This window comes from Deltaproteobacteria bacterium (assembly GCA_016874735.1).
In the GTDB taxonomy this organism is placed as follows: Bacteria; Bdellovibrionota_B; Oligoflexia; order Oligoflexales; family CAIYRB01; genus CAIYRB01.
In genome coordinates, this window is the sequence record VGTI01000001.1 from 176,768 (window position 1) to 201,324 (window position 24,557).

General features: G+C 51.4%; 20 protein-coding genes. 17 read left to right on the top strand and 3 right to left on the bottom strand.

What is annotated here, in order from left to right; genetic code table 11:
* The first annotated feature begins 58 nt into the window (after positions 1 to 58).
* From FJ146_00780 to FJ146_00805, 6 genes are all read left to right on the top strand, one after another.
* Complete coding sequence (locus FJ146_00780; protein ID MBM4250489.1) at positions 59 to 1,186, top strand: helix-turn-helix domain-containing protein; 1,128 nt, start codon at positions 59 to 61, stop codon at positions 1,184 to 1,186.
* Positions 1,187 to 1,646: 460 nt separating this feature from the next.
* A complete protein-coding gene (locus FJ146_00785; GenBank protein ID MBM4250490.1) occupies positions 1,647 to 2,498 on the top strand; it encodes a pantoate--beta-alanine ligase in 852 nt (283 codons plus the stop codon).
* Positions 2,476 to 4,989, top strand: coding sequence for a glycerol-3-phosphate 1-O-acyltransferase PlsB (gene plsB / locus FJ146_00790; GenBank protein MBM4250491.1), 2,514 nt, complete (start codon positions 2,476 to 2,478; stop codon positions 4,987 to 4,989). The genes FJ146_00785 and plsB overlap by 23 nt, the downstream gene beginning before the upstream one ends.
* Before the next feature lie 9 nt (positions 4,990 to 4,998).
* Positions 4,999 to 6,171 (top strand): ribosome small subunit-dependent GTPase A, encoded by a 1,173-nt coding sequence (rsgA, locus tag FJ146_00795; protein ID MBM4250492.1) that lies wholly within the window; start codon positions 4,999 to 5,001, stop codon positions 6,169 to 6,171.
* Between the two features lie 51 nt (positions 6,172 to 6,222).
* Complete coding sequence (locus FJ146_00800) at positions 6,223 to 7,383, top strand: acyl-CoA dehydrogenase (protein ID MBM4250493.1); 1,161 nt, start codon at positions 6,223 to 6,225, stop codon at positions 7,381 to 7,383.
* Between the two features lie 193 nt (positions 7,384 to 7,576).
* Positions 7,577 to 8,401: an endonuclease/exonuclease/phosphatase family protein gene (locus tag FJ146_00805; GenBank protein ID MBM4250494.1), complete on the top strand. Its 825-nt coding sequence runs from the start codon at positions 7,577 to 7,579 to the stop codon at positions 8,399 to 8,401.
* Here the strand turns inward: FJ146_00805 and FJ146_00810 are convergent.
* A complete protein-coding gene (locus FJ146_00810) occupies positions 8,398 to 8,985 on the bottom strand; it encodes a hypothetical protein (protein ID MBM4250495.1) in 588 nt (195 codons plus the stop codon). The two genes, FJ146_00805 and FJ146_00810, sit on opposite strands and share 4 nt — an antisense overlap.
* 110 nt (positions 8,986 to 9,095) lie before the next feature.
* Here FJ146_00810 and FJ146_00815 point away from each other — a divergent pair, with 110 nt between their 5' ends.
* The 7 genes from FJ146_00815 (at position 9,096) to topA (ending at position 17,711) form a co-directional block, all read left to right on the top strand.
* On the top strand, positions 9,096 to 10,481 hold the full coding sequence (locus tag FJ146_00815; protein ID MBM4250496.1) for a hypothetical protein: 1,386 nt from the start codon (positions 9,096 to 9,098) through the stop codon (positions 10,479 to 10,481).
* Complete coding sequence (locus FJ146_00820; protein MBM4250497.1) at positions 10,414 to 11,205, top strand: PilZ domain-containing protein; 792 nt, start codon at positions 10,414 to 10,416, stop codon at positions 11,203 to 11,205. The genes FJ146_00815 and FJ146_00820 overlap by 68 nt, the downstream gene beginning before the upstream one ends.
* A gap of 27 nt (positions 11,206 to 11,232) precedes the next feature.
* Positions 11,233 to 12,147: a tetratricopeptide repeat protein gene (locus FJ146_00825; protein ID MBM4250498.1), complete on the top strand. Its 915-nt coding sequence runs from the start codon at positions 11,233 to 11,235 to the stop codon at positions 12,145 to 12,147.
* A 14-nt stretch (positions 12,148 to 12,161) separates the two neighbouring features.
* Positions 12,162 to 13,658: a LysM peptidoglycan-binding domain-containing protein gene (locus FJ146_00830; GenBank protein ID MBM4250499.1), complete on the top strand. Its 1,497-nt coding sequence runs from the start codon at positions 12,162 to 12,164 to the stop codon at positions 13,656 to 13,658.
* A gap of 104 nt (positions 13,659 to 13,762) precedes the next feature.
* A complete protein-coding gene (locus tag FJ146_00835) occupies positions 13,763 to 14,686 on the top strand; it encodes a DNA-processing protein DprA (protein MBM4250500.1) in 924 nt (307 codons plus the stop codon).
* An 87-nt stretch (positions 14,687 to 14,773) separates the two neighbouring features.
* A complete protein-coding gene (locus FJ146_00840) occupies positions 14,774 to 15,319 on the top strand; it encodes a DUF494 family protein (GenBank protein MBM4250501.1) in 546 nt (181 codons plus the stop codon).
* 64 nt (positions 15,320 to 15,383) lie between these two features.
* Entirely contained in the window at positions 15,384 to 17,711 is a 2,328-nt protein-coding gene (gene topA, locus FJ146_00845) for a type I DNA topoisomerase (protein ID MBM4250502.1), read from the top strand.
* A gap of 56 nt (positions 17,712 to 17,767) precedes the next feature.
* Here topA and aspS read toward each other — a convergent pair whose 3' ends face one another.
* The gene (aspS, locus tag FJ146_00850; protein MBM4250503.1) at positions 17,768 to 19,552 is read right to left on the bottom strand and encodes an aspartate--tRNA ligase; all 1,785 of its coding nucleotides are present in this window, start codon (positions 19,550 to 19,552) and stop codon (positions 17,768 to 17,770) included.
* A 150-nt stretch (positions 19,553 to 19,702) separates the two neighbouring features.
* Between aspS and FJ146_00855 the strand changes: the two genes are divergently transcribed.
* Together FJ146_00855 and FJ146_00860 are read left to right on the top strand one after the other, a co-directional pair.
* Positions 19,703 to 20,629, top strand: a complete 927-nt coding sequence (locus tag FJ146_00855) for a CpaF family protein (GenBank protein MBM4250504.1) — start codon at positions 19,703 to 19,705, stop codon at positions 20,627 to 20,629.
* A 67-nt stretch (positions 20,630 to 20,696) separates the two neighbouring features.
* Positions 20,697 to 21,401: a hypothetical protein gene (locus tag FJ146_00860; GenBank protein MBM4250505.1), complete on the top strand. Its 705-nt coding sequence runs from the start codon at positions 20,697 to 20,699 to the stop codon at positions 21,399 to 21,401.
* 1 nt (position 21,402) lies between these two features.
* Here FJ146_00860 and FJ146_00865 read toward each other — a convergent pair whose 3' ends face one another.
* Entirely contained in the window at positions 21,403 to 23,169 is a 1,767-nt protein-coding gene (locus FJ146_00865) for a DEAD/DEAH box helicase (GenBank protein MBM4250506.1), read from the bottom strand.
* 138 nt (positions 23,170 to 23,307) lie between these two features.
* On the opposite strand from FJ146_00865, the gene FJ146_00870 reads away from it, so the two are divergent.
* On the top strand, positions 23,308 to 23,655 hold the full coding sequence (locus FJ146_00870) for a hypothetical protein (GenBank protein ID MBM4250507.1): 348 nt from the start codon (positions 23,308 to 23,310) through the stop codon (positions 23,653 to 23,655).
* Between the two features lie 58 nt (positions 23,656 to 23,713).
* On the top strand, positions 23,714 to 24,550 hold the full coding sequence (locus FJ146_00875; GenBank protein ID MBM4250508.1) for a tetratricopeptide repeat protein: 837 nt from the start codon (positions 23,714 to 23,716) through the stop codon (positions 24,548 to 24,550).
* Positions 24,551 to 24,557: the final 7 nt, after the last annotated feature.

The window sequence follows — 24,557 nt, forward strand, 5'->3', positions numbered from 1 at the left end:
AGCGGAAATTGCCGACCCGATAGTGAATAATCGCGCGGCTTCGACGGAAGGATAGGGCATGCGTGCAGACCAGGATGGACAGCAGCAAATAACGGACAGCATTCACACGGATCTAGCGTCGCAGCGGCAGGCTTTTGGACAGAAGCTGAAGAACCTGCGCGAGCAACAGGGGGTCAGTGTTGAAGCCTTGGCCGAGATCACGCGCATCAGCCAGGTTTTTATCGAGGCCCTTGAGTCCGGAGCGATGGATCGCTTACCCGGGCGCGTCTTTGGGCGCGGTTTCGTTCAGAATATTGCAAAAAATTTTGGCGCCGATCCAGAGCCGTGGCTGAAGGAATTTGCCATGGTATGGGAGCTCACGGCGCCCCCTTCAGTCTTGAAGGTGCAGATTAAAAATAAACCGACCAAAGATTTTTCTGACCGTCTGCAGCCCCTAGTGTCCCAGATGGCTAGCCTCGCCAAGCGCGGGGAGATTATCAAAATCGCCCTGCCGGTTGTTACGGTCCTAATCGTTGGGTATTTGGGCATAAGCCGTTCACTGGTGCAGAACGCGTGGCGGAATCTTAGCTCTCACAGCGTTGCCAGCCATGTTAAGGCCAAGCCGCTAGATTTGAGACCAGTTGACGGGAGTTTGAACGGCGTCGACATGGCGTCTTCGGCGGGAATGACTGCTGTAACCGGCGGTGTCGTTTCCGTGACGACTTCGGCCAGTGCGATAAAAGACTCTAAAATTAAAGCGGAAAACATAAATATTGCGGATGCTTCCAAGCATGCTGCGCCGTCGGTGACTAAGGCCAGCGCTGCATCAAGTGCACCAGGCGGAGACGCTCTGAAACCAAAAATACCGAAGCTACCGATGAGCGAAGCTGCGGCACCGGTAAAGATTGAAGAGAAAGAATCTGCCAAGGGACCGACAAGCAACGTGGAAGGTCAACAACAACTGGTCATAGCGGTATCGGAGCCAGTGCGGATTAGGCTGGATGTGGATCAAGGTCCGCCCGTGACTAAAGAACTGCAGCCGGATACCTACAAGTTTGGATTTAACAAAAAGGCCGACATGCTGATTTATGACGCGGCTGCTGTTCAAATTAGCTTCAACGGCAAAGCGCTTGGTACTTTGGGCAACAAAGGGCGCGTGCGTCGGCTCAGCTTTCAAAATCAAGTGCCTCAATCTAAGTCAATGTAATTAAAAGAATAAGAACTCCCGAGGGGCGTCGGCTTGCCGGCGCCCTTTAGATTTACGGCAGGCCCGCTAAAGTTTCCCGCCCAGGCTCCGAAGATAATCATGAAGGTGCAAACCTCGCTGGGAATAGTGGGATGGGGCTTGAGGGTCTGACCGACCTGAGCTTCTACGGGGATGGAATGGGTGCGCCAGTACCCTAGGACACGTGCGGGCCTATGATGGGCCAAATTGCCATGAGGGCGATTTAAGATCTCCTGACTTACTACCCGCTGAATCCCAACGGCTCAAATTTGAACGGGCCGTTGGGTTTTAGTATTTTTGGGCCATAAGGAACCCTACGCGGGGTGGATGAGGCTATTTGCGTGGCTTTCGCTGATTGTCATAATCTGGTGGCTGCTGTAGTGATACTAGATTGTTTCAGGCAATTAACGGCTTAATTACGGGACTTCAACGAGAACGATCGATGCTACCGTCTACACTTATATCTATCGCAGATTTAAAGGCCCGGCGTGAATCCTGGGCGACCGAAGGTCACAAGGTGGCTTTCGTACCCACCATGGGGGCGCTTCATGCAGGCCACCTTAGTTTGGTTCGGGCGGCTAGGGCTCAGGCCGACAGGGTCCTCGTGAGTATATTCGTGAATCCCACTCAGTTCGCTCCTCATGAGGACCTCTCCAAGTATCCGCGCACGATCAGTGCGGATCTTACATTGCTGGCGAGTGAGGGCGTGGACGCCGTATTTCTACCCAATGACACGACCATGTATCCGCAGGGTTTCCAGACTTTTGTACACGGCAAGAGTATGGCGCGGCTGCTCGAGGGGCTTTCGCGACCTCACCACTTCGAGGGAGTGCTGACCGTCGTTCTTAAGTTGTTCAATCTAGTAAAGCCAGACATCGTATTCCTCGGCAAGAAAGACTACCAGCAATGGCGCTTGATAGAGCAAATGGTTGAGGATCTCAATTTTGAAACCAAGATCATTGGTTGTGAGACGCTACGCGAACCTGACGGTCTAGCTATGAGTAGTCGCAATCGCTTTTTGTCACAAGAGGAACGGCCTATCGCCGCCGCGATCCACCGAGGACTTCAGGCGACACGCCAGCTCTTTCATGCAGGCGAAAGATCAGCGACTAAACTGCTTGCTGCATGCCATGAGGAAATTGCGTCTCATAAGGAACTCCAGCTCGACTATATTGAGATTAGGAAACGCAGTGATCTCAATGTTTTTGAGTCTGATTTGGACGCGCCGGCTGTTTTGTTGGTGGCGGTAAAACTGGGTGCGACGCGTTTGATTGACAATATTGAACTGGATTAACAACGTGGGAAATAAATCTGCTATCTCAGCTCTTCCACTTTGGTGGTTACGCAAAATCCAAAGCCTTTGGGTTAAGACCAAATTGTCACCGGAATCTCCGGCGACAGAGTTGGGGCTAAAGCCGGGTGTGCCGGTGTGTTACGTGCTGCCTTCGCGGTCTTTGTCAGATTTGCTTGTCCTCCAGGATCTGTGCCAGCAACACGGCTTGCCTGTGCCAGAGACGACTCGCAGTGGTATTCATAAACTTGGTCCCGCGACCTATATTTATTTAAATAAAGTTGGTTTACTGCAGGTTGATAGAGAAAGCGGCAAGGAGCCGCCATCGCCACTGGCCAAATTCGTCAAACTCGCAGAGGAAAATCCCGACTTAGAAATTCAACTTGTTCCTGTTTGTGTATTTTGGGGGCGCAATCCCGGACGCGAAGAGCGGTCCATCATGCGTCTACTATTTTTCGATGCTGAGCATGCTGGAATTCTCCAGAAGCTTTTTATCGTATTCGCCCAAGGGCGTAACAATTACGTCAATCTTGGAGCACCTATTTCCCTTCGTGCCTTGGTGGATGAAAAGGCGGGAGTGGCAGAAACTGCCAAAAAACTACGACGTGTGCTGCGTGTGCACTTTCGGCGACAACGTAATACGGTGCTTGGCCCAAGTCTACCGAGCCGTGATAGCGTTGCCTCTATCTTGCTGCAGAGCAAGGCGCTCCGAGATGTCATAGAGGACGAGGCACGCAAGAGAAAAGTGCCAGCCGTCAAGGTGCAAGCGATAGCACGCCGCTATATTATGGAAATAGCTTGTGAGCAGAGTTATCCCATCATCCGGTTGGCAGTTATATTCTTTACCTGGGTGTGGAATCGTTTATTCAACGGCGTCGTCATTAAGCACGCAGAGAGACTCAGAGCGATTGAGCAAACTCATGAGCTTGTTTATCTCCCCGCTCACAGGAGTCATCTCGACTACCTACTTCTCGCCTACTCGCTTTATCAACAGGGGCTCATGCCTCCGCATACAGCTGCTGGGATTAATCTGAACTTTTGGCCGGTCGGCGGCTTCCTGCGTCGAGCCGGCGCATTTTATATACGTCGCACTTTCAATGGTAATCGTCTCTACACGGTAGTGTTTAACGAGTATGTCCATTACCTGCTGACAAGAGGGTATTCACTCAAGTTTTATACAGAAGGAGGACGCAGCCGTACGGGGCGCCTGTTACCAGCAAAGACTGGCATGCTTGCCATGGTGGTCCATAGTTATCTCAGGAACTCTGAGCGTCCAATAGCTATCGTGCCGATCTACGTCGGATACGACAAGGTGGTTGAAGTTCGCACATACCAGCACGAGCTGCGAGGCGCTAAAAAGCGGAAAGAATCAGCAGGGCAGTTGATTAAAGCTCGTCGTGTGCTGAAAACTAATTTTGGTAAGGCCTACATTGGTATTGCCGAGCCCATCTATTTAACTGACTACTTAAACATTAAACATCCCGGTTGGGATAGTGAGGCTGTCACCAGCAATCACAAACCAGATTGGATGCCACCGGTGGTTGAAAGTCTGGCGACTGAAGTTTTGACGCGGATTAACGGTGCGGCAATTGTCAGTCCGGTTTCTCTTCTGGCGCTGATTTTGATATCGACGCCAACTAAGGCCATGGCAGAAGAAGACCTCCTCTACATGATGGAAAAGTTTACAGCATCCATGCGAGCAGCTCCTTACAGTCGAGATGTCTCTCTACCCGATGGTGATGCCCGAGAGCAGCTCCTCGCTGCCATGAGTGTGGCCAAAGTCCAGCGGTTCCAACACCCGGGCGGTGATGTTATTTTTGTCGAAGAGCAAGACGCAATTCTACTCAACTACTATCGCAACAATACACTTCATCTCTTGGCGATACCCTCTCTTATTGCCGCCTTTTTTGCGTACAACGACAAATTGGACGTTGAGACTTTAGTGACTGCTGTTGGACAATTTTACCCAATTCTCAAGCAGGAATTCTTTCTGCGTTGGCCTCAGGAAGCGATAGAACGCACTGTGACCACAGTGATTAGTACGATGGTCGACCAAGGGCTTTTGGTCCAGCTAGGCGATGGGGAATTATCGCGACCCTCTGTGACAAGTCGCGACCTAACGACGTTGCTGGTACTAGGCCGCTGCTTGGGGCAGCAACTAGAGCGGTATGCCATCGCGCTTGCGATATTGGCAAAGAGGGCCGAAGCCGGCCTAACCGTAAAGGTGGATGACTACGTTGATCAGGTGACTTTGATGGCCCAGAGAATCGCCATATTGAGCGGTCTTGTCGATGCAGAATTTTATGACAAGAAAGTCCTGCTCAAACTTGTCGATCAGTTGGTTGATCTAGGCTACCTAGGAACCGAAACCGAGGGGGTTTTGCGAGCAAGCAATAAGGTGGCGGAGCTAGCAGGTAAAGCTGTGCTCATGTTGAGCTCAGATATCCGCGACAGTATTTATCGTATGAATGTCAGCGCACCGAAAAAGAATTAAGAGTATAAGATGGCCAAATGGCATTTGAAGGACACCGATCGTCTCGAAAAGATCGGCAAAATTCGTAAAAAATCACGTAAAAAGACTCACGCCATTGAGCCAGGTGAGACTTTTGGAAAGCCCTCCACTGACTGGAACGTTGGCGGCGAAAGTGGGGCATTCGCTGCTCGCGTTGTCGAAGTCCATAAGCGCTATGCATTTGTATCCACAGAGACTGAACTCGGTAAAATTGATACAAGAGACGTATGGTTAGCGGAAGTTGCACGCAAATATTTGGTGTCTGAAAGATCTGAGCGTAATTTCGTGGCTGTAGGCGACTACGTCCTCTGTACACCGGATCGAGAGCATGTCGTAAAGACCAAGGCAGATTTACCTAAATGTGTGATTCAGCATTTGGCTCCTCGACGCTCAAAAATAGCACGACTAGATCCACACACGCCCGGTTTAGAGCACGTACTCGCTACCAACATGGATCAGTTGCTCATCGTCGCCAGTTACCTTAGTCCCAAGGTCAAGTGGGGGTTGATCGATCGTTATTTGGTGTTGGCAGAGTGCGAGGGTATTACGCCGATTATCGTTCTGAATAAGAGTGATCTTTTGCAGGAAGAGGGCTCGGCCGAGGACATTGCCGAGGCGGAGGCTATGGTGAACCTTTACAAGAGTATCGGCTACACCGTGTTTTCGGTCCAGGCGAATGCAACCACAGCTAACAGAGATCCGACAATCAAGGACATTGGCGAACACTTGCAGGGTAAGATCACCCTATTGTCTGGTCACTCCGGTGTAGGTAAATCGTCGCTAGTGAACTTATTTAGACCGGAAATCGAGCAGGTCGTAGAAGAAGATGACAACATCTTTTATAAGGGCCGTCATACAACTTCTTTTGCTAGCTTCATTAGGTTGGGTAGCGGTGGCTACGTGATTGATACGCCCGGAATCCGTAGCTTCACATTCGAAGAAAAAGGACCTATCGAGCTCAGCCATTGTTTTGTTGAATTTCGTCCTTATCTTGGGCAATGCAAATATAGAGAGTGTCGCCACCTCGATGAACCTGATTGTGCAATTCGTGCCGCAGTAGAAGCTGGTGAGCTGACCAAGTGGCGTTATAAATCGTATCTTGGAATACTTCTGGGGGCGACCGGTCGTGAGGGGCGCATCCGCGATCTACCGCTAGAAGAGTGATCGTTAAGCGCATTTTCGTAAATTGGTTTTTTCCAAGTTGGAGATATGGTGATGAGTTATGAGTTCGAGGACAATGAAGAGCTGAGTTTAATGCGCCATACTGTGCGTAAATTTGCTGAAAATGAGATCGCACCAAGGGCGAGGGAGTTGGATGAAAAAGAAGAGTTCTCGCTTGAGCTCACAGAACAGATGGGCGCTTTGGGCCTATTTGGTACCGTTGTGCCGCATGAGTACGGCGGGCAAGGTATGGACTATATTTCCTATGTAGTGGCGGTCGAGGAACTAGCCAGAATTGACGGTTCACAGGCCGCGACTATCGCCGCTCACAACAGTTTAGGCGCTGCTCCGCTATATTATTACGGGAACGAGGAGCAAAAACGTACCTATCTGCCCAGCTTATGTACCGGCGAGGGTCTTTGGGCTTTTGGCCTAACTGAGCCTGAGGCTGGAAGCGATGCTCAGGCTAGCAAGACCACGGCCACCTTTGACGAGACGCGGCAAGAATGGGTTATCAACGGTAGTAAACTTTGGATCACAAACAGCGCTAGCTCGATGACAAAGGGCATTACCGTTCAGGCAGTGACTGGGCGCCTTGCCAATGGGCGGCCTGAGCTGTCTTGTTTAATAGTACCGGCTGGGACACCTGGTTTAACGGCACGGGCTATGCATGGCAAGATGATGTGGCGCGCGTCAAATACGGGTGAACTCTACTTTGATAACGTGCGCGTTCCCGCCAAGAATATGCTCGGCACGCGTGGTCAGGGTTTCAAGATCATGATGGAAACTCTTGATAACGGACGTCTATCCATCGCTGCTATGGGCCTCGGTTTGGCCAAAGGTGCCTTGGATATGACACTCAAGTATGCCCAGGAGCGTCGTACCTTCGGCAAGGCGATCGCTCAACATCAGGCGGTGGGTTTCAAATTGGCAGAGATGGCCACGCGAATCGAGGCGGCAGAGAGTCTTCTCTACAAAGCAGCCTGGCTCAAGCAAAATCATAAGCCGTTTCAGAAGCTGGCCGCTATGGCCAAGCTCTATTGCTCTGAGGTGGCGGAGTATTGTGCGCGCGAGGGTCAGCAGACCTTTGGTGGTTATGGCCTTATGAAAGAGTATCCGATCGAACGTTTCTACCGTGATGCGGCTTTACTGCGGATTGGCGAGGGGACCAGTGAAATCCAGAGATTAGTGATTTCTCGTTACCTGGGCTGCTAAATTGACAGGGATCAAGCAACACTTAAAGATCTTCATCGCATGCGCTGTCTTTGGCGGCGCATTTGGATGTATTACTGACATTTTCAGTCGGCCTGCCAATTACGATAGCAGACCGTTAACAGTTCTTAATGCGTCTCTGTTTAATCAGAGGACTCCCAGTCGGCTGGTCAAGCGACCCTGGAAAGGAGACTGGGTGCTGCGACGTGATAGGCTGGAAATGATTGATCGTGACTTGCGTAATTCCCAGCCCGATATCGTTATGTTCCAGGAGAGTATGGAACGGATCGGTAGTGGAGCGGAGTCTGACAGTCGTATATTGGGTGCCGGCTCGTTGTCTGAATACGAATGGCGCCAACAGCAGATTAGTGAGTACGGAGACACCCAAGAAGCTGAGTCCATGGTAATAGCCGCCCGTCCACCACTCAAGTTTACCCTTAAGACTGACGGTCGTGGAGAGACGTGGACCATGGGTAGTGGTGGGTTCTTGATGACTACCACTCTCGAGTTTGAGAGTCAGCCTGTCGTGGTTTTTAACGTGCAGATGCCACCGGTAAATTCTGGTGCCTATGTATGGTATACATTCGTTCAGGAGCGTATTCTTGCCAAAATGCGTAAGGAGCAAATTTGTCCCAAGCGCGTGGTTGTTGGTGGCTACCTACCAGGTGACGAAACAAATAAGCGCTTCGCCGAATTTGTCAAAACCTTGCAGCTCAGAGATGCCTCGGCCGGGTTTTGCCAGGTGGCTTCCCGTTGTTACACGGCCACTCCGATCAATGATCTTTTTATGGCCACAGTAGGCGAGGAAGCGCCGTCGCGCGTGGACAAAATATTTGCCCATGTATCAGCGAATATTTTTTCAAGTGGCAAATTCTTCGAAGATTCTGATGCAACCGATCATTATATTCGTGAGTTTGGGATCAATAAATTATGGCCGACCCAACGTTTTGGGTGGAAAACCCAGTTAAGAATGGCGCGTTGTACTAGCTCAGAAATCGAACAATATCAGCAATTGCCCTAATTCGTATTGATTGCTAAGCCCCCTGCTATTTCCAGTCCTGCTAACTTGGAACTATTCACACCACGCCATCTATCGACTCGTAGATTGATCATTACGTCGCGGCTTATCGTATGGATGAGCTGAACGAATATGCCCGCGCCGATTTCTGCTGGATAGATAGGATCGCGAAGAGGCGGCAGCTTGCCACTACGTGACGGTAGCAAGTATGAAATCTTAACACCCAGTGATCCGTAAAAGGGATGCGAAATGCGAAAGACGCGCGCTGATTCATGGTGTAACGAAAAAATTGCTAAAGTCCGACTTGGTGCCTGTACCGCCTCCGTGCTCACTCGATCAAATGTTCGTAGGCCGCCACCTAGGGCCATCATCCAAGTGGAGTTAACGATATGGATGTAGCTTAGGTTCGGCTGTAAGTTTCCTGGTCTTAGGCTTAATTGCGCCCATGCCTCCGGATAGTTTTGAGCAAATTCCAGTCGAACATATGATTTCTGAAAGGGATTAGGATCATAGGTGCCATCGGTCTCCGCCAGGCATTCACCTGATAGGAAAAGTAGAAAGCAGAGTGAAAAACGTTTGAACCTCACTTTTTGCCTCTTCAAAGCCATCATGATCCTTCAAATGGAATTGCTGTTCTAGAGAATTATCGCATACCATCAGTGGAGACCATTCAAGTTTTCACACTGGAGTGCTTTAAGTGGCAAATAGGGCGGGTAGAGCTATTACAATTGCAATGGGATTGGCACTACTTGCGACCACCCTGCCGATATTTGCTGGATATACTTTCGCCTGCGCTGTCCTGACCTTATTAATTATGACTGGTTTTTGGCGACTCCTTACGCTTAACCTGCGGAGTCTACCAAGTTCGATTAATCCTCCAAACGCTGCAGTTATGCAGCACGCTTTCGCTGTACTTCGTCCACTGACCTTTGGTTGTTTGGGGCTTGTGGGAGCACATTTTCTAGCAGCATTTTTGGGCGTGTTTTTATCGCCGTGGACGCAGCCTATCGGTCCTTCACTAGCTGTCTGGAGTCATACTGCGGTTAAGTATGGGTTGCTGTGGTGTACTTTGAGTGCGGGAGTAATTGCGGCAAGTTTCTATGGTTGGCGACTGAAACATGCGGGCAGATTAATGTTTTGGTGGCTTTTAGCACTTTTTGTCTACGTGCTTTTCCAGCATTGGACGGGGATCGATTGGGTGCATGGATTCCATGCCCGCCTGGGACCCCATAGGTTCGCCTATGGAGTTTACCGAGTATCCGGTTTTATGGGGCATCCATTGACCTTCGCTTACAATCTTATGTTGGTATGTTTGGTTTCATTAGCGCTTTGTTGGTATCAAGTAAATAGCACTGACAAGCATCGCGTATGGTGGTTCGGTTGCTTTGTTTTGTCACTTTGTATGCTTTTGATCTCCGGCTCGCGATTTGTGCTCATTGTCATTGGGGCTACCATTCTCATTTGTGAAGGTCGTCGACTATGGCAACTAAAGTCGCGCATAGTACCGATTGTTATCGGAGTTTTCGCAATTCTTTGGTTAGAGGGATCTGCTCTGTCGCGATTTACTGAGATTTTTTCTGACAATCAAACCTTAGAGGAGCGATTTCCGCGTCTTGTCTTCTGGAAGTTGCATTGGCGCATGTTTATGGAAAATCCGATTACCGGAGTTTCGCGATCGGGTCTGCAAGATGCCATGCAGGCCTACTTCGTAAGTATCGGAAAACATGATACAGTATATGAAGCTCATAACCTTTTCCTACAGTATCTTGCCGACACCGGCCTAGTCGGCTTTGCCGGTCTTGCCATCTGGATTATCGGGTTGATGATTGGCTGGCGTCGCTTGTCTCCGGCAAGCTCCAAAGGTGTGAGCTATCTCGCCGTCGCCACCTTTATTTCTGCGCTCATGCAAAATAATCTAAGAGACTCTGCCTTCGTTTATGCTCTTTGGTTTTTCCTCGGTGCCCTCGTAGTCGACGTATCAATGGAAAAATTGAATCCAGTGGACCCGCCGCTAAATGACGGAAAATCGCCTCAAAATTTCATCTCAGGAGCGCATTCAGCGCATTCTAGTGCGCGTTTGTGAGGCGAAAATACCACTGGTGCTGCGGGTGATTGGAGCAAACTCAGCTATTGCCATCAAAGCACGAGCTCATGAGATCGGCGCTGATGCATCAGGACGTCGGTTCGTTGGGTTTAGTGGTGTTTCAAAAGCCGGGATAGAGATGATTGAAGTCGGTGGCGGTTTGCAAGTTGAGTTCGCTACCATGGCGACTAAAATCATGTTTTCAACACCGATTCTGGAGCGTGGAACATCCTGGGTCCGTGTTGGTTTCCCCAAGACATTGGTTAGTTTGGAGCGGAGAAGCTCCGACAGATACCTTTGTCGTGATCATTTAATGAGCTTTTTGAGCTTCAGTCTTTGGGGTCCAAAGGTAAGCGATGTGATCAGCCCGCCCTTTTACGAGCATCAATTTCAACCAGCATCCATGGTGCCGATAGCCGACATAAGCGCTGGAGGTGTTTGTATTGTTACTAGGTTTCCATCCCTCTGTAATGAGCTTTTTCGCGGCGTAGTTGATAAGCAGGCGCACTTACATATGCCTATGCAGCCATCAATTCCTGTCGAGGCTGAAGTGCGCTGGATCAAGAAGATTAAAGAACATATGACTCAGGTCAATACCGATACGCCAATTTCTCTATATTCCCGGCATTACCGACTTGGGATTCAATTCAGAGATCCAAGTGACAGTTTTAAGCTTGCTATCAAGCAGTTCACACAGCAGCTCGCGTTGAAGGATGCAATTTAGTCGGCCATTTTAGTTGGAGATAAAGCGATGGTAACGTCCAAAAAGTTACACTCACGCCTAAGGAGGCTGACTATACCTGCGATTGGTGGTCTGCTTCTCTCTAGTTGCACCATGGTGCAAAAGTTCACCAAAAAAGAGCAAGCCATCACTGAGCCTCTGGCGGTTAGCAAAGATGATACCAAACACGGAGCGGCCGAGCATGCCTCAGGTGAATCGACAGCCAAGGATGAGCGGGATTTGAAGGTGGCAAAACTCTGGGCCCGCGTTGATGAATTAGAAGAGGAAGTTTTGCGTCAAAAGGAGCGGATCGTCATCCTCGAGCGAGGATTAACACTTGGTTTGGTTCCTGACGAATTAAAATACCCCGAGCGCTCAAAGAAGCCGAAGACGGTTGTTGTGTCAGTGCATCCTGAGACAGCCGAGAAAAAATCAGTTGATTTAGAGAAAACAGTACCGGATCTCCCGCCTCCGTCAACTGATCCGGAAGCTCCCCAGCTTAAGATCACTAAGGTGGCTGACGGAGACAGAAAAGGATCTCCGTCAACAGCACCTGATCACGAGGAGTATGAGTTGGCAGTTGCAGCAGCCCATGACAGCTTTCGCTCAGGCCGCTACGGTCGCGCGATTGTTGAATACGCGGCAATAGGAAAGAAATTTGGTGAGCAGATAGACGCTGCCATGCATCAGTACTGGATTGCGAAATGTTGGGCAAATTTAAAGGAGTTTAACACAGCACGACAGCTACTCGTAGAGTTTTTGAAAAAGCATGGTGATAGTCCGTGGGCACCGCGTGCAAGGCTGGATCTTGGAAGGGTTGAGTGGCAGATGGGCCTGAGGGAGTCGGCGTTGGCTACATTTAAGTCAGTCATTCAGAAGTACCCGCTGGCTGATGCGGCTGAGATGGCTCGCATGGAATTAGAGAGTTTAGATAAGAAGCTTTGAAAGAAGGGCAGATCATGATGTCGCGGGCGATTGCCAAAACGGTCACAATTCTGCTTTCAGCGGTGTTTATGGCTGAGGTGTGCCTTGCTGTCGATCCGCTCGATCAGGCCACGCCTAAAGACAATTTGGACACTGCTTTGGATTCCGATGAAGCCGCGACAGGAATCCCAAAGGCAACGTATCTCATTGCACCAGTGGTTAACCCTAAGTTGACGGAGGCGGCAACGGCAGCTCCGCCTGTAGTCGATCCGCTTCTCGATCTTCCCGAACTCTCCAATCAAGTTGACGATGTCCCCGTTGGAGATTTTGGAACACCACCTCTTGGAAACAATTTTGCGGGCGCACCGCCGCTTCCCGGAACTATGCGGTTGCTTGCTGATGGTGAAGCTCCTGAGGATTATACAATCGAAGAGGGTGACACACTCATAGACATTTGCGATCAGTTGCTGGACGAACCAGGTTACTGGCCTAAGTTGTGGGCGCTCAACCCCGAGATCAAGAACCCGCATTTTATTTTTCCGTTTATGCGCCTTAGGTTTTATCCCGGTGATGATGATGTGCCACCCTACTTACAGGTTGTGTCTGAGGAGGACGTGGTACCTATCGATAAAGAAGACCTTGAGGAAAAGCAGCTGATTTCCGAACAAGTAGATCAGAATGCAAGGAGTATTAGAGAACGACGTCCGCAATTAGAAGACGATGCTGGTAATCCTGAAAAGCTTGTAATGCCCGTAGTAAAGGCATTTCAACGTGTGTTCCTAGGTCTTGTAGGTTTGGATCAAGTGGATGATCTCTCGCCACAACCGATGATGGGAGGGCGCATTTTTGTTGGATCTACCATGACCTTAAATGTCCCGATGTTTATTTATGGCGAAGAAGTAGATCCGATGGGAGTCGTTTTAGCTGGCCGTCTTGGCGGATTTTCCGTTGGTCAAGGCGAGGAGGTCATTGTTGAGGCGGAGAAGGGTTTACAGGCGGGGGCGACTTACACGATTTTGCGTGACACCGGTAAAGTTGAGAGCGCTCGGAAGGATGAAAGAGTTGGATACAGGTATGAATACGTAGCGCAAATTCGACTCGATCGTGATGTAGGTGATGGAAAATTTCGTGGGATAATTCAGGCGAGTCGGCTCGGTGTTATGACGGATGACATCCTGGTTCCCCTAATAAAGACCGAGAGAATAATCCCAAACGAGGATAATTCTGGCGGCAGTCAAGCCGTACAGGCTTCAATTATTGCCTGGGAGAATCAGGAGCAAGAAAATGGAGCGCGCGGAAATTACGCAGCGATTGATATCGGCCGCAACGGTAATGTGAACGTAGGATCAGTGTTATCTGTCTATTCAACTCCAGGTTATCTAATCGGTGACCTCAGTGCGCTATCTGACGTCATTGATTACAAACTGACGGGAGTGATTCGGATTATCGACGTAACGGACGTTGCGGCTGTGGGTTATGTGATTCAGAGTACCTCCGAGTTGCGGGTGGGAGACCTGACATTCAAACCCTAATTTGACTGATATTTACCGTATATCTGGATGGTTCGGCGATGGCCACGGATGTCCGTGGTGTTTTTTACAGTGAGGATGCAGAGTGAGGCGCAAGGGAGGGCTTTATGAGCTACCGCGCACTTGCTGTGATGACCCACGTGGCTTCTCAACTGATATATCGCTGGATTCCTTGCCCCGATCCATGTGGGTTTGCCATCACGACGCAGCTCGATGTGGACCGAGCCTCGGTCTCTGATTGGCGGGATTTCATCGTTTTCTTGGTGAAGAGTCTAGACTACGTACAGTCCTGGTGGGCCGTTTACCAAAGGATAACCCGCGATCAAGGGGATCGGTTGGCGCAGGCTATTGCCTCACATATAAAGGTGGCAAAGGCGGCCGGTGCTCACTATATTGTTTTCGGCGATCATGATTACCCGTCCGCGTTGCTGCATATCAGTGATCCCCCTCTGGGTCTCACTTTTACGGGTGACGCCTCTCTGCTCAGACGTCAGTCGGTGAGCGTGGTAGGATCGCGGAAGGCGTCACCATTCGCCGTCCATCAAAGCTACATGGTCGGAGCTCGGTTTGCGGAGCACGGTATTGTTGTAGTCAGTGGGGGCGCCTTTGGCTGTGACATAGCATCGCACTTTGGTGTGCTCGCCAGTGGTGTTGTCTCTGCGCCAGCTATCTGTGTATTTGCCGGAGGGCTTAGTTGTCTCTATCCACGTTCCAATCAAGGAGTTTTCGCCAAATTGCAGCGTCGTTCGGGCCTGATGCTGACGGAGCGGCTTTGGGATGCTCCCTGCCGTCCGCGCGATTTTACGGCGCGCAATAGGATCATAGCCGGATTATCGCGCACCACCCTGGTCATGCAGGCGGCTCAGCGGTCAGGGGCCCTGGTGACTGCCAGGCGCGCCCTTGACCAGGGAGCTGACGTTCTGGTACTCCGCCATCCGTCTGATGATATCCGCGCACAAGGGAGCCAAACGCTACTGGCGGAGGGGGCTCCTGGCTTTGATGATGCTGCCGATCTTGAGCCTTGGGTGTGATTCCTGGAACTATTCCTGACTCCCAATCGATAGTGATGCGTGGGGTCACGGCGGCAGGGTGACTTGCAACATGGATCCTTAGCTGCTATGCCGAGAATAGGACGGAGTGCACTAAGCGGAGTTGGGGGGGTGATGACGGAGGTACAAGGGTCAGTACAGCAGGAATGGTGGCAAGCTGTGCGTAGCATCGCCGAACTCGTGCACCGACAAGGTATCCAGCCGGACGATGATCGCCAAATTCGTGCTCAGTTGGTTGAGCAGGGTTACTCCGAGGCTGGCATCTGCCAGGCCCTGGACTGGATGGATCGGGCGGCGCTTTCAGGCAACCTCTCAGATTCATTGGCAATGATTCAGGACACAACAACCTATCTGCGCGTCGAACATGTGCTCGAGCAGGTCTCCGTTCATCCTCAACTACTTCGGGCGGTGACCACATGTAGGCAGCGAGCTTGGTTGCAGTCCGATGTTGCCGAACGCCTACTTGAGGGACTAAGAGTGATGGACTCTCGGGATTGGGATCGGCAGGAGATTGATGGATTCCTGGCGGATGTTTTAGGGGTGTCTGTGCCCAGTTTAGCCGGGCTCAGTTTAGAGTCGTTACTGAGGCGATGGCCTCGCGATCGGTACAATTGAAATCGTGATAACGTGATAACTTATGCGGCAGTGGCAGCTAGAAGATCGGAGTGAGTAAGCGATCATGGCTAAATTTCTCGTGGTCGTCGAGTCTCCGACCAAGGTCAAGGCACTGAAAAAATATCTGGGTAAGGATTACGAGGTCTTAGCCTCCAAAGGGCACGTGAAGGACCTGCCCGACAGGTCGCTGGGCGTAGACATAGATAAGGACTTCGAGCCCCAATACGTCACCATCCCTGGCAAAGAGAAGGTGTTGCGAGAAATTAAGGCAGCAGCTAACGAGGCCGAGCGGATTTATCTGGCGCCTGACCCCGATCGCGAGGGTGAGGCGATTGCTTGGCACATTGCTAGCGAAATAGCCAAGCCAGCCGACCAGATTCAGAGGGTCCTGATCCAAGAGATCACCAAAAAAGGGGTGCAAGATGCTATAAGCCATCCCGGAGACTTGGATGCTAACAAGTACGAGTCGCAACAAGCGCGTCGCATTCTCGATCGGTTGGTGGGCTATCAGATTAGTCCGTTGCTTTGGAAGAAGGTGAAGCGCGGACTTTCGGCCGGTCGCGTGCAGAGCGTGGCTGTGCGACTTATCTGTGAGCGTGAGGCCGAGATTAGGAAATTTAAGCCTGATGAGTACTGGACTGTAGATGCTGCACTTGATTCGGCGAGTCCCCCGACAATACTCTCGCGCCTTGTTTCCGTGGACGATCGGAAATTAGGTAAAGATCTGAAGATTGAGAATGGCGATCAAGCGGCCGCGGTAAAAGCCAGGATTTCATCGGGTAGCATCGAAGTGAAGTCGGTGCAGCAGCGAGAACGTAAAAAGAATCCCGTACCTCCATTCACGACGTCGAAGCTACAGCAGGAGGCCTTCCGCAAATTAGGTTTCAACGTCAAAAGAACCATGTCGGTGGCGCAAAGTTTATACGAGGGTGTTGATATCGAAGGTGAAGGTCCGCTCGGTCTCATTACCTATATGCGTACTGACTCAACACGGATCGCTGACGATGCTTTAACGGCGGTCAGAGATTTTATCCAAACCAAATACGGCGGCGAAAACCTGCCCGATAAAGCGATTGTATACAAATCCAAAAAGTCGGCGCAGGACGCCCACGAAGCAATTCGTCCGACCAGCTTGGAATACCCCCCGGATCGTGTAACTGATGTACTCAGTAAAGAGCAACTCTCGCTCTATCGGTTGATTTGGAATCGCTTCGTGGCCAGCCAGATGAAGCCGGCACTTTACGACCAACTATCTGTAGATTTTGCCGCCGATCGGGGCAAAGTAACCCTGCGTGCTAGCGGATCAAGATTGGTTTTCAAAGGCTTCCTCGAGGTTTATGAGGAGGGTCATGACGAGGAGCGTCGTCGTGCTGATGAAGAGGACGATGCTGAACAGGTGAGTGAAGGCATTCTGCCTCCGCTGAAAGAGGGCGACAAAGTTCAGCTGAACAAAGTTGATTTGCAGCAGCATTTTACACAGCCTCCCCCTCGATTCAATGAATCGTCTCTGGTCAAGGAACTCGATGAAAAGGGCATTGGCCGTCCTTCAACCTATGCCACCATCCTATCGACAATCGTCGATCGGGGTTACATCAAGAAGGCCGAAAACCGCTACGAGCCAACAGTCCTTGGCGAAAAAGTTAATGAATTATTAGTTCAGGCTTTCCCCGATGTTTTGAGTGTCCTGTTCACGGCCGGTATGGAGGAGAGCTTAGATAAAGTTGAAGAGGGGACGGCACAGTGGCGTCAGCTACTGAAAACCTTCTACGCACCATTCGCCAGTAAAGTGAAGGAAGCAGAGGGCTCGATGACTAACGTCAAAGCGTCATCTGAGCCCACGGATATCGTGTGTGACCGCTGTGGTAGTATTTTTCACATTAAGTGGTCGTCGCGCGGCGAATTTCTCGGTTGCTCAAATTATCCGAAGTGTCGCGCGACGCGAGAATTTGTCCGTGATGCTGATGGTAAGATCATTGTCAACGAGCCAAAGTACACCGGTGATAAATGTCCGAAATGCAGCAAGGATATGATCCTTCGTAGTGGTAGATACGGAGACTACATCTCTTGCCAGGACTACCCGCAGTGTCCAACGGTCAAGAGTCCCCAATCTGATGTCAAATGTCCAGAATCGGGCTGTTCTGGTGGTTTAGTTCCCCGTCGCACTAAGGTCGGCAAGAATTTTTGGGGGTGTACGAACTATCCAGGTTGTCAGTACGCAGTGTGGGACAAGCCTGTAAACAAGCCTTGTCCCGCTTGTAATTTCCCAATTTTAACCGAGCGTACAACGAAAAAGGATGGAACGCGCCATATTTGCCCATCCTGTAAAGCTGTGAGTGAGGCACCACAGACGGCGCCAGCGGATGGTGAGTCAGCTGACGAGCCAGAAGTTTAAAAGAAAAGCCTCGTCGCAAATAAGGACGAGGCTTTTTTACGCCTAAAAAATTGCGATTATGCCTTTTTGCCTGCTAACACAGCGGGATCAATTTTTATGTGCACGTCGCGCAGTTGCTTTTCTAGTACCTCCGCGGGTGCATTCATCAGTAAGTCTTGGCCTTTTTGGTTAAGTGGGAATGCGATAATTTCACGGATACTCGCCTCCTCGGCAAGGAGCATCACAATACGGTCAATCCCTGGTGCGATGCCTGCGTGAGGTGGTGCGCCGAATTTGAAGGCTCGGATCATGCCACCAAACCTTTGGTCGACTGCTTCTGGCGGGTGTCCGGCGATGGCGAATGCTTTATACATGATCTCTGGTAAGTGATTACGTACGGCACCACTAGATAATTCGACACCGTTACAGACAGAGTCGTATTGGAATGCTTTGATTGTGAGTGGGTCCTGATGCTCAAGGGCGTGCATACCGCCTTGGGGCATCGAGAATGGGTTGTGGGAAAATTCGACCTGTCCCTCGTCGTTGCGCTCGTACATCGGGAAGTCGACAATCCAGCAGAATCGATAAACATCCTTTTCGAGGAGATCCAAATCCTCGCCGAGTTTCGTCCGCAGGAGTCCCGCCAATTTCGCGGCAACGGATTCTTTATCGCAGATGAAAAACACGGCATCGCCGGTCTTAACCTGGCAAAGACTTTTCAAAGTTTCCATCTGCTCGGGCTTAATAAATTTGCCGATGGGCCCCTTGACGCCTTCATCAGACCAAACCAAATACGCTAGACCTTTGGCGCCAATCGAGGTTGCGTGGTCGACCAGCTTGTCATAAAAACTACGCGGTTTAGTCGCGATCTGCGGCACTGCAATGGCTCTAACAACGTCACCAGCGGCGACAGCAGTTTTGAAGGCCTTGAACTCCGTCTCGGCGAAGAAAGTGCTAACGTCACGAATTTCAAGTGGATTGCGCAGGTCTGGTTTGTCAGAGCCGTATTTTAGCATGGCTTGATCAAAGCTGATGCGCGGGAACGGCGCCGGTGTGTGCTTTTTAGTCGAGAACTCACCAAACACACCTGTCAGCAGTTTTTCCACGACGGCAAAAACATCGTCCTGCGTGGCGAAGCTCATTTCCATATCTAGTTGGTAAAACTCACCTGGCGATCTATCTGCGCGAGCATCTTCGTCGCGAAAACATGGGGCGATCTGGAAATAACGGTCAAAGCCACTGACCATCAGCAGTTGTTTGAACTGCTGGGGGGCTTGCGGTAGCGCATAAAACTTTCCAGGATGTAGGCGACTAGGGACCAAAAAGTCGCGCGCACCCTCGGGTGAGCTGCTAGTGAGGATTGGTGTTTGAAATTCGTTAAAGCCAAGGTCGATCATGCGGCGACGAATACTTGATATCACCTTAGAGCGTAGGATGATATTGCGTTGCATCTTCTCGCGACGAAGATCGAGGAATCGATACTTCAACCGATGCTCTTCCGTCACCTCTTCTTCAGTATCCAGTACGAACGGTAACACCTCGGCACTTGAGTGTACGGTGTATTCGTCGACGACTACTTCGATCTCCCCAGTGGGCATGTTGGGGTTTATCGTGTTGTCGTCGCGACGAATGACGCGTCCGGTAATTGTAATCACGCTTTCGATGCGCTGATGAGTCGCTGCCTCAAAAAAAGAGCGGCTAGGTTGAATGACGACCTGAGTTAAACCGTAATGGTCGCGCAGGTCGATAAAAAGTAACTGACCATGGTCGCGTTTACGAAAAATCCATCCAGAGATGCGGACAGTTTGGCCGACATCTTGGGCTCTCAGTTGGCCGCAGGTATGGCTGCGATAGGCATGCATGCACAGGCTCCTTAGTGGTGACTCGGGACGGTAGCGTAATACCACGGATCCCCAATTGTAAAATACGCTAGAGTTTTGGCCAATCGCTTCAGTGAGGGACATGAAGTACCGCTCTCTCCATGTCCCTCGTAGGCCCAATGAGCCTCGTGTATGACTGTCCGGCTTGACTTCAGTGGAGGCCGGTTCTCTATGGATGATCAGTATTTTACGAAGTTATCGGATGAGATCCTAGGATTCTTCGATGATCTGTCCGTCGATGAAGTGTTGATCAATGGGACGAGTTCTGTCTGTCTGGTCACGGGTGGACGGTACGCATTGAGATCGGTTCCATTTCAATCCCCAGTGGAACTGGCTGTATGGTGCCAAACTTGGGCCAGACGGCAGGGGGTGCGGCTGGACCCATTAGTTGGGGCTATAGGTGGTAGCTTTCAAGGGCATGACTACCGTTGGCACAGTGTGTTACCCCCGATTGCTCCTGATGGTCCGCTCTTCAGCCTGAGGCGGCACCGTTTCAACGCGCTTGATATTCATAGTTTTGCACTGACAGCTGCGCAAATACTTGCCATCAAGGCGGCCATGATGCGACGGGCAAACCTACTGATCTGCGGGCCGACGGGATGCGGTAAAACATCGATACTGGCGGCCTTGCTTAGGGCATTTGCTGCCGACGAGCGTGTGATCATCGTTGAATCTTTGGCGGAGTTGCCCCTGCCGACGCCCTACTCGGTGCGCCTTATTGAACGTCAGGCTAATCTTGAGCAAATCGGTGGCGTAGGCCTGGAGCGGCTACTGCGCGAGTCTTTGCGACTTCGTCCAGATCGCCTGGTGGTTGGTGAGGTGCGCGGGCCTGAGGCTCGCGTGTTATGCGAGGCACTCATGTCGGGCCATGGGGGGGTATTGGCCACCATGCACGCAGGTAGCCCAGCTGAGGCAGTGGCCAAATTGAGATTTCTTGCGGGTATGAGTACCTTCACCAGCCCCTCCCAGCGCTGGGAGGGAGCGGCTATCGAGGTACTTCAGATGCAGCGCGGGGCTCCACCTCACGTCGAATCCCTCACCAGGGAGGTCCTCGTGTAAAGCGTCTAAACCTCTGTTATGATGTAGGCTTGTCGGTAATGAGATGATTGTACCGTGGAGGCTAGCTTTGGCACGAAAGAGACGACTGCTGACGAGGGCCCTCTTGCTTTTTAGCCTAGCGCGTTCAGGCTGGCCCGCTCTTGCCGCGACTGAGGCGTATGCGCAAGGGGACGCCTCCCAGGCTACTACTGCAAAGGAGACTGAGGAGCAGACAGCAGAGCGTCGTCGCAACCAGCGCGAGCCTATTACCTTCGATCGACATGAAAACGGATTGGACTTAAAGGCGACCAACCTATTTGGGCGGCAGGTGACGACATCTTCCCCCAACATCCTGCTGGGAGCCCAATGGAACTATCGCTTCCATACGGAGACCTTCCTGGGGATCAACGTTGATGGCATGTTAACGCCAGCGCGCGCTCCGACTGAGGACCAATCCGTACTTAAGTATTCGACTTATTCTGGCGGCGTTACGCTCGCTCAGAGTTTGTTTTCCTACCAGGCGTTTCGGATCGTAATCAGCGTGAACGCAGGGGTTGGCGTGATATTCCTCCGAAACAATCCCTATGGGACCGATTTGACGACTCTTGAGAAACCAAGCTACAAATTTCTCGAGCCTGGTGCTTTCATCACACTATTCGATGTTAGCGGTGTACAGATCGGTATCATGGGTAGCCTGAGACGGGCTCAGTTACTCAGCAAGGCCGTGCTTGTAAGCAACGAAGACCTAACGTCCAGGACGATAGGTCTCACGTTTCGTAGCATGCTGCACTAACCTAGCGCTTACCGAGGCCGAACAAGGTCTTGAGGAGTTTCATAATCATGCCCAGCATAGTCTTGGGCGCGGCATCGCTCGACGGCGCAAGATCCTTACCAAATCCTGAGCGTTGGCCATGCCTCGAGCCGTGCCCAGATCCAATCTGTGATGGCTGCGCAAGCTGATAACCCGTGTGGTGGGGCGCTCCGTTTTGGTCTCGCTGCCCTTTGCCTCGCCGTCTGCGGCGCTTGCCATTGCCGTTCGAGTTAGGTTGGGCCGTCGCGTTGGCGTTAACACCGCCTCTTTGTGGTTGAGCCTCAAATTTAGCACCATCGCGAGGCTTGGACCTATGTTGGCCGTCCCGCGAAGCTCCGTGTCTTGGATCTCTATCCCTACGCTCGCCTTTTCGCTCCCGATGAGCCTGATACCGGTCCTCGAAGGGATTACCAGCACGATCTTCAATCTGGAGGTAGCGGTCGTCCGGCCACTTTGACTCTAGAGCTAACGGTCCGAGTAGGCTGTTGATCGCTGCCAGGTTATGTCCGTAATCATCACATACCAAGGAGAAGGCCACGCCTTTAGCACCAGCGCGTGCCGTTCTACCGATACGATGCACATAATTTGCCGCATCGTCAGGCAGGTCAAAGTTGTATACGTGGGTGATCCGCGAAATGTGTAGCCCGCGGCTGGCAACGTCAGTAGCTACTAACGCCTTGATCTTGCCCTCTTTGATTTTGTGGATCAGACTGATCCGCTTCTTCTGGGGCAGGTCGCCGCTAATAAGATCAGCATCCACCCCGTTGTGTTGCAGCTTGTAATAAAGCCATTCAGCGGTGAGCTTCGTGTTAGTAAAGATGATAGCGCAGTCGGGCTTATGGTCGGCCAATAGCCCCAGAAGGACGCGCAGTTTTTCCGTGGCATGGCAGTGAACAGCGTTCTGCTCGATGCGCTCGGGTGTGATGGTCTCAGGATTCACCGAGATGTATTCTGGGTTCTCAAGATACTCAAACGCCAGCTCTTTGACTTGCTCGTTAGTTGTCGCCGAGAACAGCAGGCGTTGCGCGTCGGTGGGTATCCGCTCCAGGAAAAACTCGACATCTTCGATGAAGCCCATGTCGAACATGCGGTCGGCTTCGTCACAGACGAAGCAGGCGATGTTCTCTAACTTCACCACCTTTTTCTGGATGAAGTCTTTCAGCCGTCCGGGCGTCGCAAAAATAACATCGACGCCATCCGTGATCTCTCGGGCTTGCTTGTCGTAGTCAATACCGCCGAATACTGCCATTGATTTTAGACCAGACTGGGCGAATAGCTGTTCAGCATCCTGCTCACTTTGCATCGCGAGTTCACGCGTCGGGGCGATCACGATAGCACGAGGCACCCGTGGCTCTCGGGACTCGGTGCTCAGCAATTTGTTCAGGATTGTGATCAAGAACACCGCAGTCTTGCCAGTTCCCGTTTGAGCAAAGCCGGCGACATCACGCGACCGTAAGGTGTACGGAAGGCACAGCTTCTGTACCGGAGTAGGCACGTGCCAACCCATTGTCCCGATGGCGGCCGCAATATCAGGGTGCAGAGGCAGATCGGCGAAACTGTTGACCCCAAGAGCAGCAACCTCTGGTGCGATATCCTTCAGGGGCACGTTTGCTCGTGGCCGCGTCGCTTCGTCGTCAGTGGCTTCGACAGGCGCCTCGAATTCGCTCGCTTCGTCGAGGTCGAGCTCGGGGTTGTCGTTATCACTGCCTGGCTCAGAAGTACCTGCTGGGGGTGGAATTAAGTGATCCATGATCCAATATTTCCCTTAAATTACGTGTCGTTGCGGGAGTTTGTGGTGGCACCACTTGAGTAGACTGCCGGTGCTGCCGATATAACATCCATCGTGTTGACCAGCTCAGGTCTAAGTTTAATGGGATGATGGCGGAACATGTCCGAACTCGAAGACAGCCAAAATGCTAACGAAACAGTAAACGCAGCTGCTCCCGCCGCGGAGGCTGTGCCGCCGACGGCACAAGATACGCCAAAAATATTAGAAAACCAAGAGAAACCGGCCATCGCAGCCGCCTCCCGCCCAGACACGCTAGAGTCGCGATTACTGCGACGGCACCAGGCAATCGATACCCTCTTGCGGGAGAAAGAGGTCCTGCAGTTGTCTTATGTAACCCGCAAGACTCCCAAAGCCTACTACCTCAACTGGAAGGCTGAGTGTAACCGGATCTTCTTTTTGGATATGAGTTTACGGCGTAGGGTCCAACGGTCCAAAGGGAAAGGCTGACAGCCGGAGTTTGGTGTGGTTTAATCAGCCTAACCAAGGAAACGGGGACCTAGGCACCATGAAAGAGTCCGGATTGATCCTGCGGCTGGCAGGTCTATTATTACTATGCCTGAGCTATACAGCGTGTATCACTCCAGGTGAAAAGCGCGTGATGAAAGACGACATCTACAGTGTTCAGATGCGCCTTCTGAACCTTGAACGCTTGCTAGCAGACACTAGCAAGGATGCAAAAAGCACCGGCGACTCAGCTACCAAGCGTATTGCGTCCACACAGGCAGAGCTTGAGCGGATGAGTCGCGAGCTACAGATGATTCGCGGTGAAATCGATGCCCTGCGAGTCGGAGTCCTTACCGGCCAGCTGCCAGGTGCAGACCCATCGTCGCAAGAACACTCAGTAGCCAAGAATCTGACCAAGCTGTCAGATCGTGTGGCTGCCGTGGAGTCGGCGCAGGAGGATCTTATCGACGTCCTTAAAAAGGCTGGCGTTAAGAGTGGAAAAAAAAAAGACAGTCGCAAGACAGTCACTGACGTCGGCGAGCTCCAGCGTGCCTTCGAAGAAAAGCGCTACAAACAAGTCATCGAAGACGGCACACACGTCGGTAAGCCGGCGAACTCAGAAGAAAACGAGCAACTCCAGTACCTTGTAGCTGAAAGTCAGTTTCGGTTGGGCAATATCAAAGAGGCCGCTTTGAAGTTCAACGACTTTGTTGATTCCAAGCCCTCATCGAAGTATTTAGCAGTAGCTAAGCTGCGGCTGGGTGATTGTTTCAGGCATCTCGGCGACACGGCGACGTCTAACGTATTTTATGAGGAGCTCATCAAGGAGTTCCCGACCTCAGATGAGGCCGCTAAGGCACGTGAACGTCTCGCCGAGGTTGTGACCGGTAACCGATAAGGCGACG